The sequence below is a fragment of the Siccibacter turicensis LMG 23730 genome (assembly GCF_000463155.2).
Taxonomy (GTDB): domain Bacteria; phylum Pseudomonadota; class Gammaproteobacteria; order Enterobacterales; family Enterobacteriaceae; genus Siccibacter; species Siccibacter turicensis.
The window spans coordinates 16091-36976 of sequence record NZ_AWFZ01000031.1; the positions used below are offsets into that span (position 1 = coordinate 16091).

The following is a 20886-nucleotide window of genomic DNA, read 5'->3' on the forward strand; positions in this document are numbered from 1 at the left end:
CACTATAATAGTATGTATAGAAAGCAGTTAGACAATCACACGGTTACTTAATGAAGGGGTTGAAAATGGCTACTACCAATATTGATAGCTTGAGCAAATTACGCAGCGTTGCCGAAAAAGGCGTTATCAAGCGAGCAGATAGTTACAAAGTGCTTTATTCCGAACTTAACATTAAGCCTGGTCATAACGTGCGCGGCATTTATCTTTCACAGGATGAATACTGGAACAGCGAGGAAGTTAAGGATTACATCAAGGGGCTTGCTTACAGCTATGCGCACAACATCAAAGTACCAGCTCTCTCAGTAATCGTGGAGGACGGAAAAATTTGGGTAAATAACGGTGAACACCGTTACCGTGCTATCGCCCTGGCTAAAGAGCTTTTTGGTGTGGATATTGAGTATGTTGATGTTGTTGAAGATGATGATCAGCTTACCTCTAACTCCGCGCGTAACCATACCCCGATTGAAATGGCCGTGCTGTACGAACGCTATAACACCGATAAAGGGCTGTCCGTTCAGGAGATCGCGGAACGTGCTGGTAAATCTGTACCACATGTTTATAAGTACCTCACAGCAGTAAGAAAATGGCCTTCGGATCTGCTTGCTAAAGTACAAAGTGGTGAGTTGTCTTTCACGGCAGCACAAACCCTTTATGAAGAAACGCGCCGCAAGAAACCCGATGCGCCAGAAAATGTATCAGGTACAGATTTACCAAATGATGATAATGGTGAATCAGGTACAGTTTTACCAAAGGAAAACGACCAAAATTCACCCGATAACAACGTTCAGGACGTTACGAATGCTGCTCCAGCGGCTAGCAGTGGTGGTGAATCAGGTACAGATTTACCAAAAGGCGGCACTGATAAAGGGGCTACCAAGTCAAAGAAAAGCATCACAAAATCAATCTCTGACAGCCTTGTAAATCTCATTTTTGGGTTCGAGGCCGTTGAAACTGATAGTGGTTATCAGCTTAACCTCACCAAAGATCAGTACGAGGCAATCATTGCCCTGCAAAAAGAGATAGAAGCGGAAATTAAAGGTAAGTAAGGATAAAGGGGGCTTAAGCCCCCTCTTTCGTCTGGAGGCGGGTATGAATAACAATGATTATCTTAAAAGGTTCAGGGGCATGATTGACGTTCAGAACAGGAAGAACACAATCACCGGCGCTCTCGTTCTTGTTGGTATCATGGCGGTGTTGATGCCTGGCGCTATCTTTTGGTTTGTAAAAAGTGACTATGTAACTTATCCGTTGCTTTCTTACTTAGGGCTTTTTGCCGTTGGCGCAGCAGCCGTAAAGAGATACAGCAAATCACGGTTAAGCCGGATGCACCTGGATAGCCGCGATCTCAGCCTTATTATTGATGCCGATCACCCGATTGCTCAAGATGTAATCATGCGCACCAGAGAAACGGGCAATTTTACCTACGCAGACCTAAATCAAATACTGGTAGGATACGAACGCCTTTCTGCGGCCTCAGAGTATGCCATAACGGGCGTAAACAAAAAGCTAAGGGTTGACACTGCTAATAATGGTAAATGGCTTAGAATCGCTGCTAGGCCGCTAAAACACATATCATTAAATATACTGGTATTCGCTATCATACTGGCTCAGTTGGGTGTTGCGGCTGGCATTTTGCCGACACTGCATGAAGTTTTTACAGGCCAACCATTACCAAAGCTTTCTTTAAATTTGAGTGTCAGAGAAATAGTGACGCAGATAGCTATACCCAGGGGGATCACTATCGGCGCTTTGTACTTTGTGCGGCTATTAATAACTAAGCGTTACTAAAATTGCATTGTACAATACAATTTATGGTATTAGAGATATAAATTAAAACGGGAAACATAAAATGAAGTATGCAACGGTTTTATTATTAACAATATTAACGGCGATAGCATTGAAACTCATAAATCATGTCTTAAGTAAAAGGCAGTGCAGGAAAATATACAAAAAGGCAGTAAAAGAAGGTGTAGGTGAAGAATTCCTTAGCATAGTTAGAAACTATGATAATAGAGCTAATGGTATTCGTTCTACAGAAATGGATGTGATATATCGCATTGCCCTAAGTGATGCTTTATGTTCAAAGATGAAACAGGCAAGTAATGAATATAAAAAAGCCCCGTAAGGGGCATTATATCTAGTATAACTCACTTCTTCCCAAACCACTCTCGCTGTATTAACCCTGCAACGCCCTTTCTGTAAGTGTTAATAAAATCCTGTTTTGCGGTTTCATCTTCCATGATTGATTTCCAGCGCAAAGAAGATTCAGCAACGAATCCCATTACAGAAAATATTTCATCCAATCTGATTTTGATGATTTCACTAGATGATTTAAATTTACCATTTTTTTTGTAATAGTCGGCTTCAATAAGAATATCCATTTCTTGTGCAGTTAACTCGTTCTTAGCGCCGATCTCAGTAGCTGCTTGCAGCGTTTTAGCGGCACGTTGCGGAGTATTCCCGAAATCAGCCAGGTCTAAATTATCAGTCAGTTTGCTCATGAAGCACCTCTTAAGCCTGTAAAGGAACCAGTTTACCTAACAAGGAATCCATAGTAAAAGGCTGCCAGTACGACCGCTACAGCGAACGCAGAGGCGATAAAGCTTACACCAAAAACTTTGGTGTAACTGATACTTTCACTTTTACTGGCGCTTCCATCAACCTTGATTGATTTTAAGCGGTTTTCAGTCGATTGAGCATAATCACGGACATTTTCCTGAAAACCTTTAAGTTCGCTTTTGAGATGTTGCTCAACCTGATTATCTACCTTATCGACCAGGTTAAGAAAATTTTCCGCACGTTCATTAAGCTGATCACTTACACGAACAGGAAACGAGTTTAAAGCCGTTTCAAGAGTGTTAAAACGATTGTTAATACGTTCTGATAACTGAGTGTCATAGATGTTTAGTAAAACATCCTGACCGAGTAATATAGCGATAAGGGGATCATCATCAGTAATTTTTATCCCTTTTTCAATGTACATATGCTTGAGCTTAGTTATCAACTCCTGATCTTTTTCAGTGCGATTTGCTTGTTTGAGAAGTCCATCAGGAATCTCAACACTTGTTAACCTTTTTCCATCTTCACTCATAACGCCCCCTATAAATAAAGCCTGATAAAATCAGGCTTATTTAAAAATTTAAGCAGTATAGATTTCATCTAACTGATCATAAACGGCCTTATATACTTTGTTGAGGCGCGTTTTTTGCATAATATTAAATTCGCTGCTTTGTTTTGCTTCTTCAAGTGTCAAGTTTTTAGATGTAAGCGCTTTAATATCTGCGGTAAAAGCATCGCTCTTGCGATCTTCAATGACAACAATACCACCGAGACTATCAGTGAAGTTTTCAAAGAACGGCGTTTCGATTAATGGTGTGCTAACACCTTTAACATCAACAATCGGAGTGCCTTTTAACTCATTAATCCATGCGACAACTTTAACGTTTGTACCCTTAACCATTTCACAAAGGGATTTAAAACCATTGAGCGTATCAGGCAGTTCTTGACCAGCCATAATAATTGTATGAAGGAATACAGGACGACCAAGCGACGAGAAGAAATCAACCAGATCGTTATCATAAAAATATTGCATCAAAGGAACGTAGGTAGAGGCTCCCGTATCGAGGACGAAAGTTATTTCCTCATTTGCTACGAAGCTCTCAATTACCTGGTCAAAATTAGATTGGAGAATAGTATTATTTTCCATGATTTTGATGAACTCAGGATTGAGCGCTTTAATACGGAAAGTCGAGGCATTAACCGGATCTGAATCGCTTGTACTTGTAGCGATGCGCTTATAGTGAAGGAAATACTGACTCAGCGTTTGAGCAACGTAAGATTTACCAACACCACCCTTACCCGTCATAACTACGTTAATGCTGTTTGTGATAAATGCTGCTACTGGATGCAGTTGAGCATCATTTTCTTTTGCAACTTCTTTAGCCATTGTTATTCCCCTTCAATAATTCATCTAAACTAGGATTTGGATTCTGCTCAAACTTCGGAGCATCACTATTCATCTTTTTGAAAATTTTTGCGCCTTTAGGTAGCTCTGCCCCACCTGAATTTTGCGGAGTAGTAACTACTGCACGCGGATTCTGATATTCACCCCCATCACTGCTAAGCGGGTTTTTTCTTTTCTTCGCCCTGGCTCTGGATAGCAGAGTAACGAAAGATTGGTATGTAACTACCAGATTATAGGGTTCAGATGTCAGACTTTTATAAATCAATTCACGCGAACATCCTTTATGTATCAGCTCATCAATTTCATCTATCAACTGACTTATGATAACGCTGTTACTTCTAGCAAAGGGCGTATCGCTGAATGATTTAAATGTCAATAAACCTTTACTTGTTGTCATGTTTTCACCCTTGAGCTAACCAGTACCTAATATACACAATCATAAACTATACGCAAGCCTTTTTTGTTTGCTTTCTGTTTGTCTTATGTTTGCACATTGTTTGCTATTAGTTCACCACCACTGCTTTTTTGTTTGCTGAATGTTTGCATAGTGTTTGCTTGATGTTTTTTAGGTGTCCGTCTATTGTTTACCTACATAGTTCAAAAGAAACATCGAGGCACGTTAGCGATGTATACACTAGGTTTCACCTAGTATATAATCGCCGTGCCAAAGGGGGAAATCCCCTTTGAATCCCCTGATGCCGCCTAGTTCTACGAACAAGGCTAACAGCGCCAGAACAGGAGCCTCTACGAGTCATGCAAGAGAACGAAACCAAAAGAAACAAAAGTACCGTAGTATTGAGCCTCAGAGTTCCTGAATCTGAAGCTGCTATGTATGATGCAATGTGTAAAGATGCGAACCTAAGCCGCTCTGAACTTCTTCGCGCCATTATCAAAACAAAAACAAATGGCGGCGGCGTTGTTATTAACGCCCCGCAAAAGAAAGTAAAAAATCCTGATTACAGTAAACTCATTTTTTATTATAACAAAGCCAGCAATAATATTAACCAGATAGCTAAAAAAATTAATTCCGCTTTTGCGGCTAAGATAATCAGTGAAGAAGCTATGTTATCGGGGATTAAAGTTTTACAAGGTATTGAAAAGTTATTAGAAATGGGGCTTGAAAATGGCAATCGTAAGGGTTAGGGGTGGTAATGCTGGAATAGCTGAATATCTGCGTGAAGGGCAGAAGCAAGGCCGTGCCTTTAATCGTGACGAACTGGATATGAGAGTATGTCTTGAGGGGAATTTGGCACTTACAGAGAATATTATCAACGCCATTCCTGATAAGAACCAGGACAGATATTTACATATCACTATTAGCTTTCGTGAAAATGAAGTAGCTGTAGAAACTCTTGAGCAGGTTGTGAAAGAGTATAAATCAATGTTCCTCGCGGCGTATAAAGATGATGAAGTAAACTTTTATGCCGAAGCCCATCTACCTAAAATCAAGAGTATTACCGACAGGGCTACAGGCGAGGAAAAAGAGCGTAAGCCTCACGTACATATTGTTATTCCTAAACAAAACCTTCTTACTGGCGGCGCGTTAGATCCGGTTGGGCTTTATAAACATCATGAACGGTATCATGATGCCATACAGGAAAAATTGAACCAGAAATTTAACCTTGAAAGCCCAAAAGATTTTGTACGTGTAACTGATGATAATCAGGCGCAGATTTTATCTAGGGTAAAAGCTGATACCTTTAAAGGATTCAGGACTGACGTTAAAAAAGAGGTTTTTGCAATAATTAATGATAAAGAAATCAAGAATTATGATGCCTTCATTAAGGAGTTGCAAAATAAATATAGCGAAGTGAGGATTCGCAATAAAGGAACGGCTAATGAGTATTTGGCTATCAAGACCAGTACAGAATTAAATTATATTAACTTAAAATCTCCGCTCTTTCAGCGGCAGTATATTGAGGAACGACGGTTAGAGAAACCTAAGCTTTCATTAAAACAGGTTGATACACTGGTTGATGAATGGCAAAACCGTGTCAGTAAAGAAATTAAGTATATCAATAAAGCATCAAAGAAAGTCCAACATGCTTACCGCGCCGCCAGTGCCGAAGAAAAGCGTGAAATTATATTAAATAGAGAAAGGGGGTTGTATGAGCATACTGAAAGTTCTGGACGACGAGCCAATAGAGAAAAAAGCAATAAAGAGCCAGGTAATCAAAACCGTGGACATAAGCATATTGCCAACACTACCTTTGGCTTGCCAGAAGTGTTACCACGCGAACTGGTTTCTGACCTCGACGGATATGAACACTCAGGACGAGAGCGGGAGTATAACAGCAGCCAAGCCAAACAAAGCCGTGTGCTTTTGCGAGAAGTTCAGATCAGTAGTGTGGCAGACGGGCGGCAGCAAGAATATGAACATAACGGATTGCGATGGAGCGCACGAGATCCCCGTAGAGTAGAAAGCGTAACAGGTTCAATTGCTACAGCGCATATTGAAAAGAAAACAGTTGCTACTGAAAGCGAACTGGCAGAGTTCAAAAACATTCGCCAGTTACTTTCTGGTCAGCACTTGCTTAATCGCCTGTCAAATACTCACGGTATTGATATAAATCAGTATACCGTTAAAAAAGCAAAAGATGGTTCGGACAGGATTAGCGCAGGTAAATTAAATCTGAATGTTTCAGATTTTCTTACTAAGGAAATGAAATTTACATGGAATGAGGCGAAATCTTATCTTCGTCAGTCGTATGACGAGCAACTTAATAATGAAATGGCTAAGGCCAAGATAAAACTTCCTAAAGAAGCATGGCAAGAGTTTAATCAGAATTATCGTCCTGAATATTTCGGAAAAATTAAAGAGTTAAGAAAGGAACTAAACTATAATTGTAAGGTTATGCGTTATGAAACCAAGCAATCATACTTTAAGGAACGTGCTGAAATATTCAGTAGAAAAATGAGTTATGCAGAAAGAAAAGCGGCTCTTTCAGTCGCTATCTTTAACAAATTGAAGCATGATAAGGAGGTTAGGCAGTATCAGTATGTACAAAGAAATCTACTTTCTCGTTTCGAAAAAGTAGAAACCGAGTTTTTAATCTCAAATTACATTCAGAATAGAGAAGGGGGTAATTATATGGGACGTTTATCAGACGTTATTGGCGGTGCTGCTGAAAAAAATGCTTTCAGCCCGTTTGAACCTGAATATGGTATCAATCTTAAACGCCATTATAACGAGATCAATCAAAATGAAGAATTTAATGAGCGGCAGAAAAAACGCCTCGCATTAAATGATTTAACACCATCTAAACAGGATAATGGTGATGTTAAATATAAAACTTCACTGTTAGGCACTGCGTTTATAGATAAGGGAGATAAAATTGAGTTTCCAACGCTGATTAGCGATAAAGATAAAATTGCGTTAGGTCTTGAACTTGCCGCAGAAAAGTATAAAGGGAAAATTCAGCTTACAGGTATGCCAGGCTTTAAGGAAAAGGCTATTGAAATAGCAGCCGAGCGCGGGCTTGAGGTTGAGTTCAGACCTAAAAAATATCAGGAGCGTTTTGAAGAACTCAAACAGCAGTTCGCCCAGGAACGAGCAGAACGTAGCGGCGCAACTCAGGAACAGGCCAACAGCAGCGGCGCAAGTTCGAGCAAGCCGCAGCAGGAACGAGAGGCGCAGTCAGAGCTTACGTTAACCGGCTTTAAGGCAAGGGATCTACCTTACAATGAGCTTTCAAGAGATAGCGTAAGAGAGCTTGCTGTTACGCTTTCAGAAAGAAATATCTCTTTTAAGGAGCTTGCGGAGAATGCCAAAACATCCCCCGATAAGAGTGTTGGTGAGCTTATCGAGCAGATCGCAACTAAACCTGAATTGTCGCGTTCGGCTACTGGTCTTGAGCTTCATGTAACAACCATGTATGACCAGGAAAGCAACAGGACTAAAATTCTTGTTAATGACCTTCCTATGGATATTTACATTCAAACGGCCTCAGAAATCGCCCAGACCGATCCTGACGTTATCAGAATGCCATTGCTTGCTAATGAGGAACTTAGCCAGTTCACACCGCAGCAGCTTGAACAAGGTTATGCGGAAGGAGAGGTTAGTATTCCGGCTGTAACCATTAACGAAAATGGGCGTAGCGTCAACAAGGATATTCGTGTTGAGTTTGAAGCGATGGAAAATGACTCAACCTCCTATCGCGTAATAGTCAATGGACAACCAATGAAAGAGATCCACAAACCGGAGCAGGGCGGCAACATCGAGCAGTATGAAAAAGAAATGGCGGTTGTATCCAGTATAAAAAAAGCACTGGAGGAAAAAGGCATATCTACCATGAGCTATTTCAGCGATGCTCACAACTCGCCAACTGCACAGGTTGACCGCGATATTCGTAAAGCTGAAATGGAACTTTCTAAGGAATTGATACGCCATGATCAGTACGTGAAATCAGGTAACTCAGAGACAGCCAGAGAGCATAAGGCCGAAGTGCTGGACTATCTTAAGGATAAAATCGCAACGGCTAAAGAAGCGCGTGAAAATGTGCTTGAGGCGTTCGCTAAGAACGGCAGCAGTAGTGAACAGGCAAAAGCTAAAGAAATGGTTATCGTGGCTTCCAAGCTGCCTAAAGACTTCCTTTTAGGCGGGGATGGTAAAGCGTATAACGATGCGTTTACGCCTAAACCTTTCCAGGCATCAACCCCGCAACGGGAAAAGCATACGCAAGACCAAGCCAAACCATCACAACAGCCCAAAATATCCTTTGATCGTTAACCATGATAACCCGCCCTTAGAGGCGGGTTTTTTGTGTCGCAGGGCAGGGAGGTAATTTATGATCAAAATAACTGAACGTGTGTTATCGCGGGGCGGGAATGCTAAGTGACTGCTTTTAAAGAAAAGGCACTGAACGCCGGCGAGCTGGCCAGCTGCGACCGCGTGAGCCTCACGCGCCTGATTCCGTCAATTATTTTGGCGTATTATCCGCTCCTCAGCCGCGCTGTTCGTTCCTCGCTTCGCTGCGGTACGCCTCAGCACGGCTTGCGGTGCGGTTCGATTTAAAAAAAAGAGGGAATATCTTTTTCTACATCATTTCTAACGTATATACAACATGCTACAAAATACAACAAAAAGGGCTTCATATAAAGCCCTTTATATTTATTATAATTAGTATTCCGATAACCAGCCCCCTCGCTTGTTAACGGTTCTAACCATTCTCGCTTTCTTTACGTTCTGACGACGGCGTTTTTTATCTTCTGATTTAATAGCTATTGCATCACGATCAAAAAATGATTTAGTTTTCATATTTCACACCTTTTGATTTTGTTGACGATTAGCGGCTTTTAAATCAAGACGCAGGGAAGCAAGGTAGAAGTTATAAGCAATTTCGTTTTTAGCACCTGCCTGTACTAAAGTATTAAATCGCTGACTGGTTTCCTGAATAATCTTACGTTGAGATTTAGCTTGCATGTGATCACCTCAAAAGTGCCGTATGGAACTAATGATTAGTATAGTGCCATATGGCACATTTGCAAGCTTTTTTGTTTGCTTTTTGTTTGCTTTGTGTTTGTGGTTCGTTTTTTAAGTGTTTGCAAATAGTTTGCCCTTAGCAATACCTTCATCCGTTAGGGGCAGGGCATACCGAGAGCTTATAAATAATTTCAATCGTATAGGAGCTGGAGATCTAAAATTTCAATTGGTAAGGGAGGGTTAAAAATAGGATAATTTCTATGTCGGAAACGGCAACCCTCCTTAAATTGAAAGGTCAGGAAAATGATCATCGAACTAATTAAAAACCTTCCTCAAATCATCCTCGCTATCGCCACTCTTATTACAGCCATAACTCCACTTGTGAAGGTGCTTAAAAGCAAAAAGAAATAAAGTAAAAGCCCCTTCGGGGGCTTTTATTGTTTTTTTTGTTCAAGATAGCTAAGTAATTTACCCAAGAAAATAGAACCGTTAACCGTATTTGCGAAAATTAATAATATCATGCCTATCCCTCTCCCAAAGTACCAAACTTCACTTACAGGAGTATTGTTGCACAAGCTAGGCAATATAAAAAGGAAAGTGCAAAATCCAAAAATGAATTTAGCAAAATCCCATCTTAAGTTATCAATTGTAATCTTATTTTTCATCTTTTACCCCTATGCAATAATTATCTTTAAAATAAATTAATACACTTTCAATCAATCTTGATCCATAACTCGCAATTAGAAATATGAGAATAAAGTAACATATACCCCTCAAAACCTGAATTAAAAAAGTGTCACTTGATGAGGTAAAACTAGTTATGGACATAAAAAAAACACAAACAAATACCAAAAAATAAAAAGCATCCCTTTTAATATCTTCTAGTTCAACAGTTTTTTTTGGTTTATCCATATTATCAGACATACGACTCTCCGGTAATTATTTAACAAATTTCCAAGCTGATTTTGGCACTTTATCAAAATTCTTTTTACAGGCCAATTCTGCACGTCTATGATCTGCCGCTGATTGAAATGCTGTATAATCAATTTGACTGACTTTTAATTCCATATGCTCAACCATTTTTTCAAGCGTTTCATCAGTGTTTGCGCGCCGAAATTTAAATAAGAAATCTAACTTATCCATTTAGTTATTTTTTCCAGATTTATAGATGTACCATGCTTCGTTTGCCTGTTTAAAAGCCCACATCCACGCAAAGGCGAAAGCGATGCTTAAACCCGCCATATTCCATAACTGCGGTTGTGTATACTCATCACTATAAAAAACGAGTCCAGCCCCAGCAATCAGGCTTATAACCATGAATATCACGCCGCAGGTTACGTTAAAAATCACTCCGAACATATATCATTTCCTTCTGTATCAAACACACCAAAAACCGGAATGATTTCTTGTGGTGCTCGGCCAGTGATGACAAGGAACTTACGCCAGATTCCGTAAGGAATGTGTTTTTCTCCGTTCCTGTACTCTCTGATGCGTCGGCTTGCACCGTTTGAATGAATTCCTAATAAAACGGCAAGGCTGCTATCCGAACCATATTCAGGGAAGGTAGATTTAAACTGTTCAAACCACGCATTAACGAGAGAATGTGGCGGTGCAATCCAGCCTTGTTCTACCGTCAAAAAATACCGTTCATCCAGGGTAGAATAATCAACGGCTTTTGCTTTAGGGTAGGGCGCAGCCGCAGCATTTGATTGCAAAGCTAAAATTGATTGCTCAATCCCCTGTTTAAAGATCTCCATACGCTGCAATTTAATAGAAGGGAGATCTATTTTTATTCCGGTTTTCATGCTTGACCTCTTAAAACCCGTCTTTCAGTGAAAATAAAATAAAAGAATTATAACTAATATAAATTCTTTATAGTGTCGATTAGTCCTCAACTAACTTAGTTAGCAAAACGGCAAAGACAATAAGGTTTTTTGTCAACAATCGTTTACTTTCAACAAGCGGCATAAAATTAATCTCTTTTATAAAGGTAGGGGGCTAACCCCCTCCTTTGTTTAGCGCGGTTCCAGGACGATGTTTTTAACGTCAGAAACCTTGATGTTAACCAGGCTAAGTGATCCCGTTGCTACTGGTTCCCATACCTTTGATTGATGCAAGTGAAGGAAGCAGTAATAAAGGTAACGTGAAAGAACCAGATCCTGCCTTGTTACCTTAACTCCTATACTTTCAGGGTTGAAAGTGTAGGAGGGTTCGCCAACGGTTTTTAAAGAGCCTCGACGAATTATCCAAAAATCAGCATCAGGAAAATTCGTCTTAATGGTTGCAACATCAGAAAGTTTCATTCGTTTCCTTAGAGGGCTTAGCCTTCTCGGAACGAGTGGCTTTCTGTCGCCCCCGCAGGAACTATATTAGGCGTTTTGCGCCTAATATGCAAGGGTATTTATTATTTTTTGTACCTACTAACCTTTTAAGGCCAAAACGGATCTTTAAAAAAGTTGGAAATAAGCAGCAAACTTTTATTATCAAGCACCTTAGCCGCATGTACGAAATCAAAAGAAGCATTAAGTATGTTGTAACTATTTTCTTCATCTTTCCCCAACCATACACGCGCAAAGAAAACAGCCATTATGTACTCTCCGCTACTTAACACTGTCAGGGCGCGTTTAAACGCCTCTAGCCGAATCTCTCGACCTTCCCAATCCCAAAGGCTGTACAGGGTAGGGTATTTGCTTACAAGCTCTCTAAATCGCTCCTGATTAACGCTAAGGTTTGCCATAGTCATTACTCCTTATGTTGATTATGCAAATGTCGCCATTTCCACGGTTCGATTGCTTCATTCTCGCGCCACAGGCCAAGCCGGTTCTTACGCGCTTCATTTTCCTCGCGCTCCATCGCTTTACTGGATGGTACGTTATGGTAACGATACGCCCACGCATAGCCATTTTTAACCATTTCCGCATTGACCAGGTACGACGAGCATTCACTATCACACTTCTTAACGTACACTTGCGCCAGCGTTCTACCATAGCGATCTGTTCCCATGCCTCTGACCGCTACCGCGTCTGCACCTCTCACAAAGTCGGTTAGGAACTGTTTTGCTTTCTGGCCGTATGGCTGCTTTTTCTCAGGGGCATCAATATCGATCAGACGAACACGTAGAGTTTTATTATCCTCTGTAACCTCTAACGTATCGCCATCGAGGATGCGTGTCACAGTTGCAGCCAGCGAGAGGGAAGGGAGGAAACATACAACAATGATCCAATAAGCTAACTTCCGTTTCATTATTTCACCTTATTAAGTTGGTCAAGAAATGCAGAAACATCTTTGAAATGAAATTTTCGTTTCTTGTTCCAGCCTACAGAGATTGGTTTAGGTAAGGGAATGCCTTTATAGACCTGCTCATGTTCAAGAAGATAAGCTAACTCACCTTCAGTTATTTTAATGGATTCTGCAAAGCTCTTAAAATCAATTGTAAGCATACCTGTATTAGCCGCCATTATTAACCAACCCTTACACCATTAAAGTGAGTGTAGATTTACTATTTGTACGTTCGCAGGGGTAACTTTTACTGTTTCACCTTTATGAATGATGTTATCAGGGGCTTTAATTTCATTACTGATAAAGCTAACCTCATACTGTTTATTACGGCATGTTTTTTGATTAAACCAAATAACCTTTGTTTCTGGTTTATTTACAGGATGGACAAGAATCCCCGTCATAACGCAACCTGTAGCTGGTTCATCCAGCGAAATGTTAGCTGAATCGCTATCTTTGAAGTAATAGGTTAGCGGCAGCGGGGCGGCATGAGTCGCAAAAGTGAAAAGCATTAAAGATACCAGGCTGGTTTTATTAAGCTTCATGGTAATAATCGCTCCGCTAATTTAAAAGGAAGGGCGCTGGTACACGCTACCCGTTAATTGCATATTAGGCTCAAAGCGCCTAATATGCAATAGCAACGAACAAAAAAAAGTGCCATTAGGCACACAAACGCAACAGGCACATACTCAGATCTGTTCAGAGGGTAGGGTTAAATCAGTGCCGTTTGGCACTGATTTAACATAACAATGATTATGCGCCCTAAGTTGTTGATATGTAAGTATTATCTATCTGGCTGGCGCTGCACCAATCAGCCGCAGCGCCTTATCTACTTCTTCAACTCTTTGAATTGATATTCAGGACTTTGTTTTTCCACTCATCAAAGCTCAGGTCACTTTTATAGAAGGTTTTCCACTTTTTATAATGCTCAAAAGTTGCATCATTTAGATCATCCTTTTCGCATATTTTTTTATTCTGCCGAGCAATAACTTTACCTTTGCGCTTTTGCATTTTCTCATACAAGCGTAAAAAACGAGCGCCAAAAATATATTTAATATAATTCCGCTCTAAGAGTTCAGAGATATAAGCAGCTATATTAACCGTTGCATGAAATGTAGCGAATACAATTACACATAAGAACAAACCAGCCATAAAAAACTGCATTATTTCAGGAAACGACAACTCTAACCTATCCCACCACGAACTATACTCATGAATTGATTGAGGGAAAGAGCCTTTCTTTCCTGTCAACGAATCAAGAATAGAGGCCGAAAGCCACATGATAGGATTAAAAACACCAAACAAAGAAGCAATTGAGTAATAGCAGCTTGCGAGTATCACAGCCCAACTTAATAAAACTTCTAATAATTTAATATGCAGCAATTTATATTTTAATTTATTTCTCATATCAATTCCCCTCAACAATCAAATCAACTTCACAATCACCGCACATCAGGTTAGCGCTAGGTTTCGCCCACGCTTTCAAACCGCACTCAGGGCAGCAGAACGTCGCACGGCCTGTAGCGCCCTTTATAGGGGGTTTAATCATTATCCCTGCATTAGCATCATCATTGCCATCAATAATTGCAGCCTTGCCTTTGCTTACTGTCTCAGTAAGTTTGCTGATAAGCTCCTTATCGTTTTTGTCTGTTACCTTAAGCCAATCATCAAGAATATCGAGATTGGCCTTTGAAGGGATTACAGCACCCTCAGACCACTTATCATACCAGGAGATCGAAAAGCCATTTTTAAGCAGGTCATAAACTGCGGTCTGAAAGCGCCCACCGCGAATAATGTAATGAGTCATTTGCTGACCCGTCTTTTTCCCGCCAGGCATTCCCGTATTAGACGGCATCAAACCTACTTCTTCCATCTTCTTGCCCCAAACCCGATCATGATACCCGCCCCTGCACTGCTTTACGCCTGGCGTGTAATGCTGCCATACGTGAACCATTTCATGACAAAGCGTAGAGAGCGTATCAGCGAGGGAGCGACCACCAAAATAATCTGGATTCATCGCCAGTTCGGACAGCACCGACTCCCCCGCAAAACGTGACGGAGCAAAATAGCCGAAGGTGTTACGCCCCCGCTGTAGAGTCAAAAGCATATCCGGCAGATCACCATTAAAAAGCGTTGTATTGAAAAAATCGTATGCTTGCTGGAGTTCGCTATAGGCTTTGATTGCTGGCTTCATCTCTTTCTTCTCATTTTGTATTGTACAATACAATTATAGTGCCATACGGCACTATTGCAAGCGATTAATACACCAAAATAATTGACGGAATCAGGCGCGTGAGGCTCACGCTGCCGCAGCTGGCCAGCTCGCCGGCGTTTAATGAGATTTCTTTCAAATCATGAGCTTATGGTGAATGGCAAGTAACAAAAATCAGACTGATAATTTGAACAAAAAAAAGCCCGCTCAGGCGGGCTTAAAGATAGTGTTATTTTTTTTCGATTGGCCGGATTTTTGGTGAGCCGTTTTCCTCGCCACAGAACTGTTTTCCTGCATCAACAACAGCGCCTTGTGTATATAGCTTGCCGTCGAAGTAGCAGGATGTTTGTGCTTGTTCAGATACCCGCCCTGCGTTCTGCTTTACCAACTCTTTTAGCAGCGCGTTAGTTTCGGCGTTTTGTGTTTTGATCTGCTCAAGAACTACAGCAGCATTTGTATCAACAACTGGCGTACTAGCAGCAAAGCTGGATGCCGCAAACATACTACTCAGCAGAACAGCAACCTTCAAAATTTTGTTCATTAATCATTTCCTTCCGGTTTAAGTTTACCCACAACAACCGCCCCGCGCGTAATGCTGTAACCAACATCACCAACATAATTTTTATTATCCTGAAAGCACTGATCACTTGAGCCAATATTAATAGGCACGATGTTGATAACGTCATACCCTGCGCTATCAAGCTTGTTATAGCTCTCAGCAAGCTTTGCGGCATAATCATCTAAATCAGGAACATTGTTAACATAGTCTTTAACGATTTTGGGATCACCCAGGCCTAAAAACCCTGTTCGCTGTAGTTTTTTTTGTGATGCGCAAGGCACATAAAACCAGTCAGTAACAAATTTATCTTTTCTCTGACTCACTACGCCGCCCCCTTATTTTTCATCATCAGGAATCAAAAAATCGTCCAGTTTCTTTCCTGCTGCTATAGCTTCCTCAATTGCTTTAGGTTTACGCCCTCTGCCCGTCCAGTATTGCATTTCACCGTTAACTTCAAACTGATATTTAGCGGGAACCTGCTGTACTACCCGTTTTTTTCGGGTGCTACCAGTATCAGAAGCGCCTGTTAGTTCCTCAACTGAAAATCCCTCACTGGCGATCATCTCAAGCAGTTCACGTTTACGTGCATCACGCTGTTCACGTTCTTTAGCTTCACGTTCCGCATCTTCACGGAGTTCTTCAACTACAGCGTTGAACTTTTGAGCCATATCCTTAAGTAACTCAAAGTCAACTTCACGCGCAAACGCTCTCAATGAACGAATGTTAGAAAGAACTTTACGGACGTTATCAGATTCACTCATGGCGGTTCCTCTTAGTGTGATTAGTTAAGTACGACACTAGCTATAAATTATATTTAATATAAATACAAGGAAAAGCGGGGATTCCTCCCCGCGCCTTTTATGCTTTACGGGCGGCAAACTCAAAAGTTACCCGTTTTTGTTCTTTGTCAATTACAAGCGCTGCCTCAAATGATTTTCCAGCTTTGGATTTAAAGCCTTTAATTACTTTCGTCCTGCCAGCGTTCATGAGTAATTGCATTTGATTGTCTGTCAGTTCTTTTTCAGCAATTTTACGCCAGATTTTGAAAGCACAACCTTCATTCTGACAAGCATAGACTTTAGGTGTTAGCTTCATTTCAGAAGAACAACAGAAACATTTACCGACAGGTTTATTATCAGCGAAATTTTGAGCAGCAGAAACGATACCTTGTGAAAGCTCAGGATTCATAAGCTCTTTAACGGTATTGTTAATATTAATAATGAAATCGCCTAACTCAAGATCACCTTCCATTATCATCATTTGTTGCTCATGCCATAATGCTGTCATATCAGGCGCTGAAACCGCTACAGGGAGGTTTTTAATAAAGCCTATACCTTTCTCAGTCGGAATAAGTTTCCCGTTCTGTACGGTGAAATAGCCCGTAGTTTCGAGATTGCTGATAATCGTTGCTCGCGTAGCTGGCGTACCGATACCGCCACGTTCCCCTTTCTTACCTTTGTCTTTGCTTAACAAAAGCTGTTTAATGTGAGGATCGGTAACGTAACGACTAACACGTTTCAAATCTTCAAGGAAGGTTTTCATAGTGTAGACAGGTAGCGGTTTGGTTTCTTTCTTATCTACACGGACATCATTACAAACCCCTACATCATCTACTTTCATAGCACTGATAGCATCAAAAGCCGAATCGGTGTTTTCCTCTGCACTTTCATCATCGGAATCCTCAGCTTCAAGGGCAGTCCAGCCAGGGCTAACGAGTTTTGTTGCGCTCCCACCAAAGCGATAACCCTCACACTCGATAATAACTTTTGCTGATTGGTATTTCTTATCATCGAGGAATTGAAGCAGATAGCGTAATACTATAGCTTCATAAACCTTTTTCTCTTTTGAAGTAAGCTTATCAAGATTTCGCGGTTCTGCCGAAGGAATGATACCAGTATGTGCGCTTACATTATCATCGTTAAACGCAATACCTTTACGTTTAATATTGAATCCGTTGTTATTAATAACGGATTCAAGTATCCCGCCGCTAATATATTTCTTTAAAGCCTCTAAGGTTGCGGGTGCTTCATCATATTGATCGCTTGTAAGATAACGACAATCCGAGCGGTTATAGGAAATAGCAGCTATCTCTTTAGAGCGTAGCTTTTGAGTAATTTCCATTGTTTCCGTTGGATCAATGTTATCTTTTAACATATAGGCTTGAAGCCCTAACAGGTCAAAAGGTAGCGGTGGTGGCGTATGCTTATCCTCCACTTTCGCAACAACCACAGTTGAGGGCTTCATAACACATGCTGATTTAATGTTTTCCGCCACTTCTGGAGATAATATTTTTCCATCTGTAGCAAACTTATCATCAGCAATAAGTTTTAAATAAACAGATTTCAAAATGTCATGGCTGGAATAAACATCATAGTAATTAGATTTAACATGGTTTTTAAAATCTTCATAGCGCTTAACTATCAAGCCGAGCATAGGCGTTTGTACCCTACCACACGTAAGCTTACCATTGCCGCCATGCTGACGATTTAGAAGCGTATAATAGCGCGTCATGTTAAGACCATAAATCTGATCGCCTTTAGCCCTGGCTAAAGCCTTTAATGCAAGGCGAATAAATTTTTCAGAATTACCGTCCTGCAATTTTGAAAGAGCTTTTTTGGCTGCATTAACGTTCAGGTCATTCAGCAATAACCGCTGAACAGGCTTGTTATAATTCTCTTTCCAAAGAATTTCCCTAACCAACAACTCACCTTCATCATCGGGATCGCCAGCATTAATAACCGATGATGATTTTCGTAGCAAATCAGTAATGATTTTGTATTGCCGCTCTACATAACCGTTTTCAGTAGTTTTAACTTCATGGGAAACTTCGGTTAGATCCATCGGCAAATCTGACATAACCCATGTTTTATAAGAAGGGTTAACTTTATCAGGAGGTGTAAGTACCAGCATATGACCATAACACCAAGTAACAACGTTGTTATTTGCGCATTCCCAATAACCACTTTTCTTAACTTCACCGCCGAACGCTTTAGCAATAATTTCAGCTAACTCAGGTTTCTCTGCAATAGTTAAAATCATATAGCCCCCTTCGCCATTTATATTAGATATAATATTGGATTTTATTTGATTACTTCAAAAACATGAAACACCATTTTTTCTACATACGCCGTGCCAATGTATATACTATTATCAATAACTCCTTCTCCTGTTGGTACAACCATAAAAGAACGCTTCACGTTCTCTTTTCCTTCTGGTACAACCGCCCACAGATAAACATGATCCTGACCGCCTTTCACAGTCAAAACCTGCGCGCTGTCAGGAAGCATTAAAGCCGTTAGGTTGGAAGGATTTAATTCATACTTAAGAATAATGCCCGCCTCTGTACTAAATGAGTTCCCATTTACCTTGTTGCGCGTGGTTGGCTTTCTTTTTGCTTTAGAAGAATTCTTAGCAAAGAGAATGATACAAACGACAACAAAGAGTAAAAAGAACCAGGGTAAAGTCGATGCAAAATTGTCCATATAATCACCTCATGAAAAGACTCATTTAGTATAGTGCCATATGGCACATAGGGCAATATAAAAAAGCCCCTTAACGGGGCTTAGCGATCAAAAACTTTTCAGCTTTCCAAACTTCTTCAAAATCTGCTTTACAATATCAGGATCTGCCGAAGGACAACCGTTTATAAATTTTGTACGCTTTTTAAGCGTTTTTACAGGATCAAAAATACCGTGCTTTTTAGTGGCCTTAATCGATTTGAAAGCCTTAACAGCAGCATTACACTCGTTCTGGCTGTTCCCTGTCATTTGACCGTATAAGCACGTCACAGCAACGCACGGATCACCGCTGTCGGGGCTTTCCTCGCTAGGATCAGAGGAAACCCCTTCAAATGGTGCAAGCGCGTTAGCAGCGAGCGCACCAGATGAAGTAACAAGCGTTGCTGAAAGAATCAAAGCAGTGAAAATTGTTTTCATAAAACCCCCCTTCTTTTTAAGCACTGGCGATAGACGGAATATCACGCCGCTTATCGCGTGGAATTTCATAATGTTCAATATCATTCAGGATAGGTACATCCGGCACGTTGTCAGTAGCAACCTTACGCCTTTCCATGAATACCGGTTCATCAAAGTACACAATCTTATGAGCAACAAACGGCTTAACCTGCTCCATGATTATGACTTCATTAACGGCGACTTTCGTTCTTTTCCCCTTATTAATCTTTTGCATCACATATTTTTGTGACCCTAGCTCTACAATCTCTTGCGGCATATAAAGGTCACGGCCTACGTATTGCTCGTTCGTGCCGTTACTGATTTTACCGCCGTTACTTGTTCTGGAGTTAGTTTTAACTTTAACGGTTTTCTTGCCGAATGTTTTACTAATACGCTCAGCGGTAGAATCAACATCTTTAGGAGGATAAACAACTTCTACAGCAAGGTTCTTTCTCAGCGTGAAAGCCCCTGATTTGCCGTAAGCATCATCAGATTCTAACTGTTCATCATTCTGATAGATAATCATATAACGAATATTATAACCTGCCGTGAATGCTATAGATTTCTCTATAATACCCACACGCCCCATAGACGTAAATTCATCCAGCACTAGGAGGCATTGATATTTTAATGTTTTATCATGCTCTGGCAGAGTTTGCGTGTTAACTCTCACCAACTGACTAAAGAACAAATTAATTAACTGCTTATACTTTTCCATGCCTGTTGGAGAAAGCACAATATATACAGACATTCTTTTACGACGTAAATCATTAAAGTCAAAGTCAGAAGCAGAAGTAGCGAGTCGGCAAGACTCAGCCTCAAATACCTTAAGCGGTTTATTGAAGTTCTGCATGATATTACCGCGCGTTTTTGGATCTACGGATATAAATCGGTTGAAACCTTCAACACAACCTTTACTAAGTGGATACCCTTTATCTTTCCAGTAAAGGATTTCATCATTCATCCACTCAGCCATATCTGGTACGCCAGTAAGGGAATACAGTTGCGCCATAGAAACCGGATAGGGCTTCATAAGTTCCCTGTCATCATCAGTACCGTTTTTCCTGTTTTCTTCAATCTCTGCATTGATCTTGTTTATCGTGTCTTCCATATCCAGCATGTACAGAATATAAGATTCAAATACTGCTTCTGCCATACTGTTCCAGATAGCATTATCACCCCCATCATCTGGAAAAAGAATTGTTGCCAAATCTTTTATTTCTCCAACACGACGCGATTTTGAACGGCTTATGTAGTCCAGCGGGTTCCAGCGGTGTGATAAAACATGCTCAGTATTGCGGAACTTTTCATTAAAAGCTTGCTGTTCTTCTGGTGACAGATTCAGGTAGTAATCACTAAATTTAAATTCCTCAAATTCTTCTTCGGAAAAACGATACCCATCAGGGGCAAAAACAAAAACTTCCTGCCCCATTTTTTTACGATACCCCGCCGTAAATATATAGTTCTCAGCTTTAATATCGAGAACACAAACAGAATCAC

At 40.6% G+C, this 20886-nt stretch carries 30 protein-coding genes; 5 read left to right on the forward strand and 25 right to left on the reverse strand.

Translation table 11 applies throughout. From position 1 onward, the window contains the following. The first annotated feature begins 65 nt into the window (after positions 1-65). The 3 genes from DW58_RS11875 to DW58_RS20160 all read left to right on the forward strand — a co-directional run bounded on the left by DW58_RS11875 (position 66) and on the right by DW58_RS20160 (position 2125). Positions 66-1046: a ParB/RepB/Spo0J family partition protein gene (locus DW58_RS11875; protein WP_000246370.1), complete on the forward strand. Its 981-nt coding sequence runs from the start codon at positions 66-68 to the stop codon at positions 1044-1046. Positions 1047-1089: 43 nt separating this feature from the next. Further along, on the forward strand, positions 1090-1788 hold the full coding sequence (locus DW58_RS11880; RefSeq protein WP_024549106.1) for a hypothetical protein: 699 nt from the start codon (positions 1090-1092) through the stop codon (positions 1786-1788). A gap of 61 nt (positions 1789-1849) precedes the next feature. Continuing rightward, positions 1850-2125 carry a hypothetical protein gene (locus DW58_RS20160; RefSeq protein WP_071789255.1) on the forward strand — a complete coding sequence of 92 codons (276 nt, stop codon included), beginning with the start codon at positions 1850-1852 and terminating at the stop codon, positions 2123-2125. A 22-nt stretch (positions 2126-2147) separates the two neighbouring features. Here DW58_RS20160 and DW58_RS11885 read toward each other — a convergent pair whose 3' ends face one another. The 4 genes from DW58_RS11885 to DW58_RS20165 are packed head-to-tail and all read right to left on the reverse strand — an operon-like array spanning position 2148 to position 4361. Next, on the reverse strand, positions 2148-2501 hold the full coding sequence (locus tag DW58_RS11885) for a hypothetical protein (protein WP_021545899.1): 354 nt from the start codon (positions 2499-2501) through the stop codon (positions 2148-2150). 32 nt (positions 2502-2533) lie between these two features. Then, positions 2534-3091, reverse strand: a complete 558-nt coding sequence (locus DW58_RS11890; RefSeq protein WP_024549107.1) for a hypothetical protein — start codon at positions 3089-3091, stop codon at positions 2534-2536. A 48-nt stretch (positions 3092-3139) separates the two neighbouring features. Beyond that, positions 3140-3946 (reverse strand): P-loop NTPase family protein, encoded by an 807-nt coding sequence (locus tag DW58_RS11895; protein ID WP_051195557.1) that lies wholly within the window; start codon positions 3944-3946, stop codon positions 3140-3142. Next, the gene (locus tag DW58_RS20165) at positions 3939-4361 is read right to left on the reverse strand and encodes a hypothetical protein (RefSeq protein ID WP_071789256.1); all 423 of its coding nucleotides are present in this window, start codon (positions 4359-4361) and stop codon (positions 3939-3941) included. Before DW58_RS20165 ends, DW58_RS11895 begins: the two co-directional genes overlap by 8 nt. A 356-nt stretch (positions 4362-4717) precedes the next feature. On the opposite strand from DW58_RS20165, the gene DW58_RS11900 reads away from it, so the two are divergent. Both DW58_RS11900 and DW58_RS11905 read left to right on the forward strand, forming a co-directional pair. After that, positions 4718-5107, forward strand: coding sequence for a ribbon-helix-helix domain-containing protein (locus DW58_RS11900; protein ID WP_006882066.1), 390 nt, complete (start codon positions 4718-4720; stop codon positions 5105-5107). Continuing rightward, on the forward strand, positions 5088-8693 hold the full coding sequence (locus DW58_RS11905; protein WP_006882067.1) for an LPD7 domain-containing protein: 3606 nt from the start codon (positions 5088-5090) through the stop codon (positions 8691-8693). Before DW58_RS11900 ends, DW58_RS11905 begins: the two co-directional genes overlap by 20 nt. Positions 8694-9083: 390 nt before the next feature. Here DW58_RS11905 and DW58_RS21130 read toward each other — a convergent pair whose 3' ends face one another. The 21 genes from DW58_RS21130 to DW58_RS11980 form a co-directional block, all read right to left on the reverse strand. Further along, on the reverse strand, positions 9084-9221 hold the full coding sequence (locus DW58_RS21130; protein ID WP_021545893.1) for a hypothetical protein: 138 nt from the start codon (positions 9219-9221) through the stop codon (positions 9084-9086). Positions 9222-9224: 3 nt separating this feature from the next. Beyond that, a complete protein-coding gene (locus tag DW58_RS21190; RefSeq protein ID WP_006878580.1) occupies positions 9225-9386 on the reverse strand; it encodes a hypothetical protein in 162 nt (53 codons plus the stop codon). A gap of 434 nt (positions 9387-9820) precedes the next feature. Beyond that, the gene (locus DW58_RS20665; protein WP_021545892.1) at positions 9821-10051 is read right to left on the reverse strand and encodes a hypothetical protein; all 231 of its coding nucleotides are present in this window, start codon (positions 10049-10051) and stop codon (positions 9821-9823) included. Then, positions 10041-10310, reverse strand: a complete 270-nt coding sequence (locus DW58_RS20670; protein WP_021545891.1) for a hypothetical protein — start codon at positions 10308-10310, stop codon at positions 10041-10043. The genes DW58_RS20665 and DW58_RS20670 overlap by 11 nt, the downstream gene beginning before the upstream one ends. 15 nt (positions 10311-10325) lie before the next feature. Continuing rightward, positions 10326-10529, reverse strand: a complete 204-nt coding sequence (locus tag DW58_RS11915) for an Hha/YmoA family nucleoid-associated regulatory protein (RefSeq protein WP_021545890.1) — start codon at positions 10527-10529, stop codon at positions 10326-10328. Continuing rightward, complete coding sequence (locus tag DW58_RS11920) at positions 10530-10745, reverse strand: hypothetical protein (RefSeq protein ID WP_021545889.1); 216 nt, start codon at positions 10743-10745, stop codon at positions 10530-10532. Further along, entirely contained in the window at positions 10733-11191 is a 459-nt protein-coding gene (locus tag DW58_RS20170; protein WP_006878584.1) for a hypothetical protein, read from the reverse strand. The genes DW58_RS11920 and DW58_RS20170 overlap by 13 nt, the downstream gene beginning before the upstream one ends. A gap of 210 nt (positions 11192-11401) precedes the next feature. Further along, on the reverse strand, positions 11402-11689 hold the full coding sequence (locus DW58_RS20175; RefSeq protein ID WP_006878586.1) for a hypothetical protein: 288 nt from the start codon (positions 11687-11689) through the stop codon (positions 11402-11404). Positions 11690-11814: 125 nt separating this feature from the next. After that, on the reverse strand, positions 11815-12123 hold the full coding sequence (locus DW58_RS11925; protein ID WP_021545888.1) for a hypothetical protein: 309 nt from the start codon (positions 12121-12123) through the stop codon (positions 11815-11817). A gap of 5 nt (positions 12124-12128) precedes the next feature. Continuing rightward, positions 12129-12629, reverse strand: a complete 501-nt coding sequence (locus DW58_RS11930; RefSeq protein WP_021545887.1) for a thermonuclease family protein — start codon at positions 12627-12629, stop codon at positions 12129-12131. Then, entirely contained in the window at positions 12629-12844 is a 216-nt protein-coding gene (locus DW58_RS11935) for a hypothetical protein (protein WP_006878597.1), read from the reverse strand. The genes DW58_RS11930 and DW58_RS11935 overlap by 1 nt, the downstream gene beginning before the upstream one ends. Positions 12845-12865: 21 nt before the next feature. After that, a complete protein-coding gene (locus DW58_RS20180) occupies positions 12866-13207 on the reverse strand; it encodes a hypothetical protein (protein ID WP_006878598.1) in 342 nt (113 codons plus the stop codon). 292 nt (positions 13208-13499) lie between these two features. Continuing rightward, on the reverse strand, positions 13500-14069 hold the full coding sequence (locus DW58_RS11940; RefSeq protein ID WP_024549110.1) for a hypothetical protein: 570 nt from the start codon (positions 14067-14069) through the stop codon (positions 13500-13502). Between the two features lies 1 nt (position 14070). Next, positions 14071-14856: a SprT-like domain-containing protein gene (locus tag DW58_RS11945; RefSeq protein WP_024139612.1), complete on the reverse strand. Its 786-nt coding sequence runs from the start codon at positions 14854-14856 to the stop codon at positions 14071-14073. 247 nt (positions 14857-15103) lie between these two features. Then, positions 15104-15415, reverse strand: coding sequence for a DUF1496 domain-containing protein (locus DW58_RS11950; protein WP_006882085.1), 312 nt, complete (start codon positions 15413-15415; stop codon positions 15104-15106). Beyond that, on the reverse strand, positions 15415-15756 hold the full coding sequence (locus DW58_RS11955; protein WP_006882086.1) for a hypothetical protein: 342 nt from the start codon (positions 15754-15756) through the stop codon (positions 15415-15417). The genes DW58_RS11950 and DW58_RS11955 overlap by 1 nt, the downstream gene beginning before the upstream one ends. A gap of 12 nt (positions 15757-15768) precedes the next feature. Next, a complete protein-coding gene (locus DW58_RS11960; protein WP_000004210.1) occupies positions 15769-16194 on the reverse strand; it encodes an H-NS family histone-like protein in 426 nt (141 codons plus the stop codon). A 97-nt stretch (positions 16195-16291) separates the two neighbouring features. Continuing rightward, positions 16292-18472: a type IA DNA topoisomerase gene (locus tag DW58_RS11965; protein WP_024549111.1), complete on the reverse strand. Its 2181-nt coding sequence runs from the start codon at positions 18470-18472 to the stop codon at positions 16292-16294. Between the two features lie 41 nt (positions 18473-18513). After that, on the reverse strand, positions 18514-18915 hold the full coding sequence (locus DW58_RS11970) for a DUF7352 domain-containing protein (RefSeq protein ID WP_024549112.1): 402 nt from the start codon (positions 18913-18915) through the stop codon (positions 18514-18516). A gap of 87 nt (positions 18916-19002) precedes the next feature. Further along, entirely contained in the window at positions 19003-19368 is a 366-nt protein-coding gene (locus tag DW58_RS11975; RefSeq protein WP_000848516.1) for a hypothetical protein, read from the reverse strand. Positions 19369-19384: 16 nt separating this feature from the next. Then, positions 19385-20886, reverse strand: a 1502-nt coding sequence (locus tag DW58_RS11980) for a type IV secretory system conjugative DNA transfer family protein (RefSeq protein ID WP_029592956.1), incomplete at its 5' end; no start/stop codon positions are given.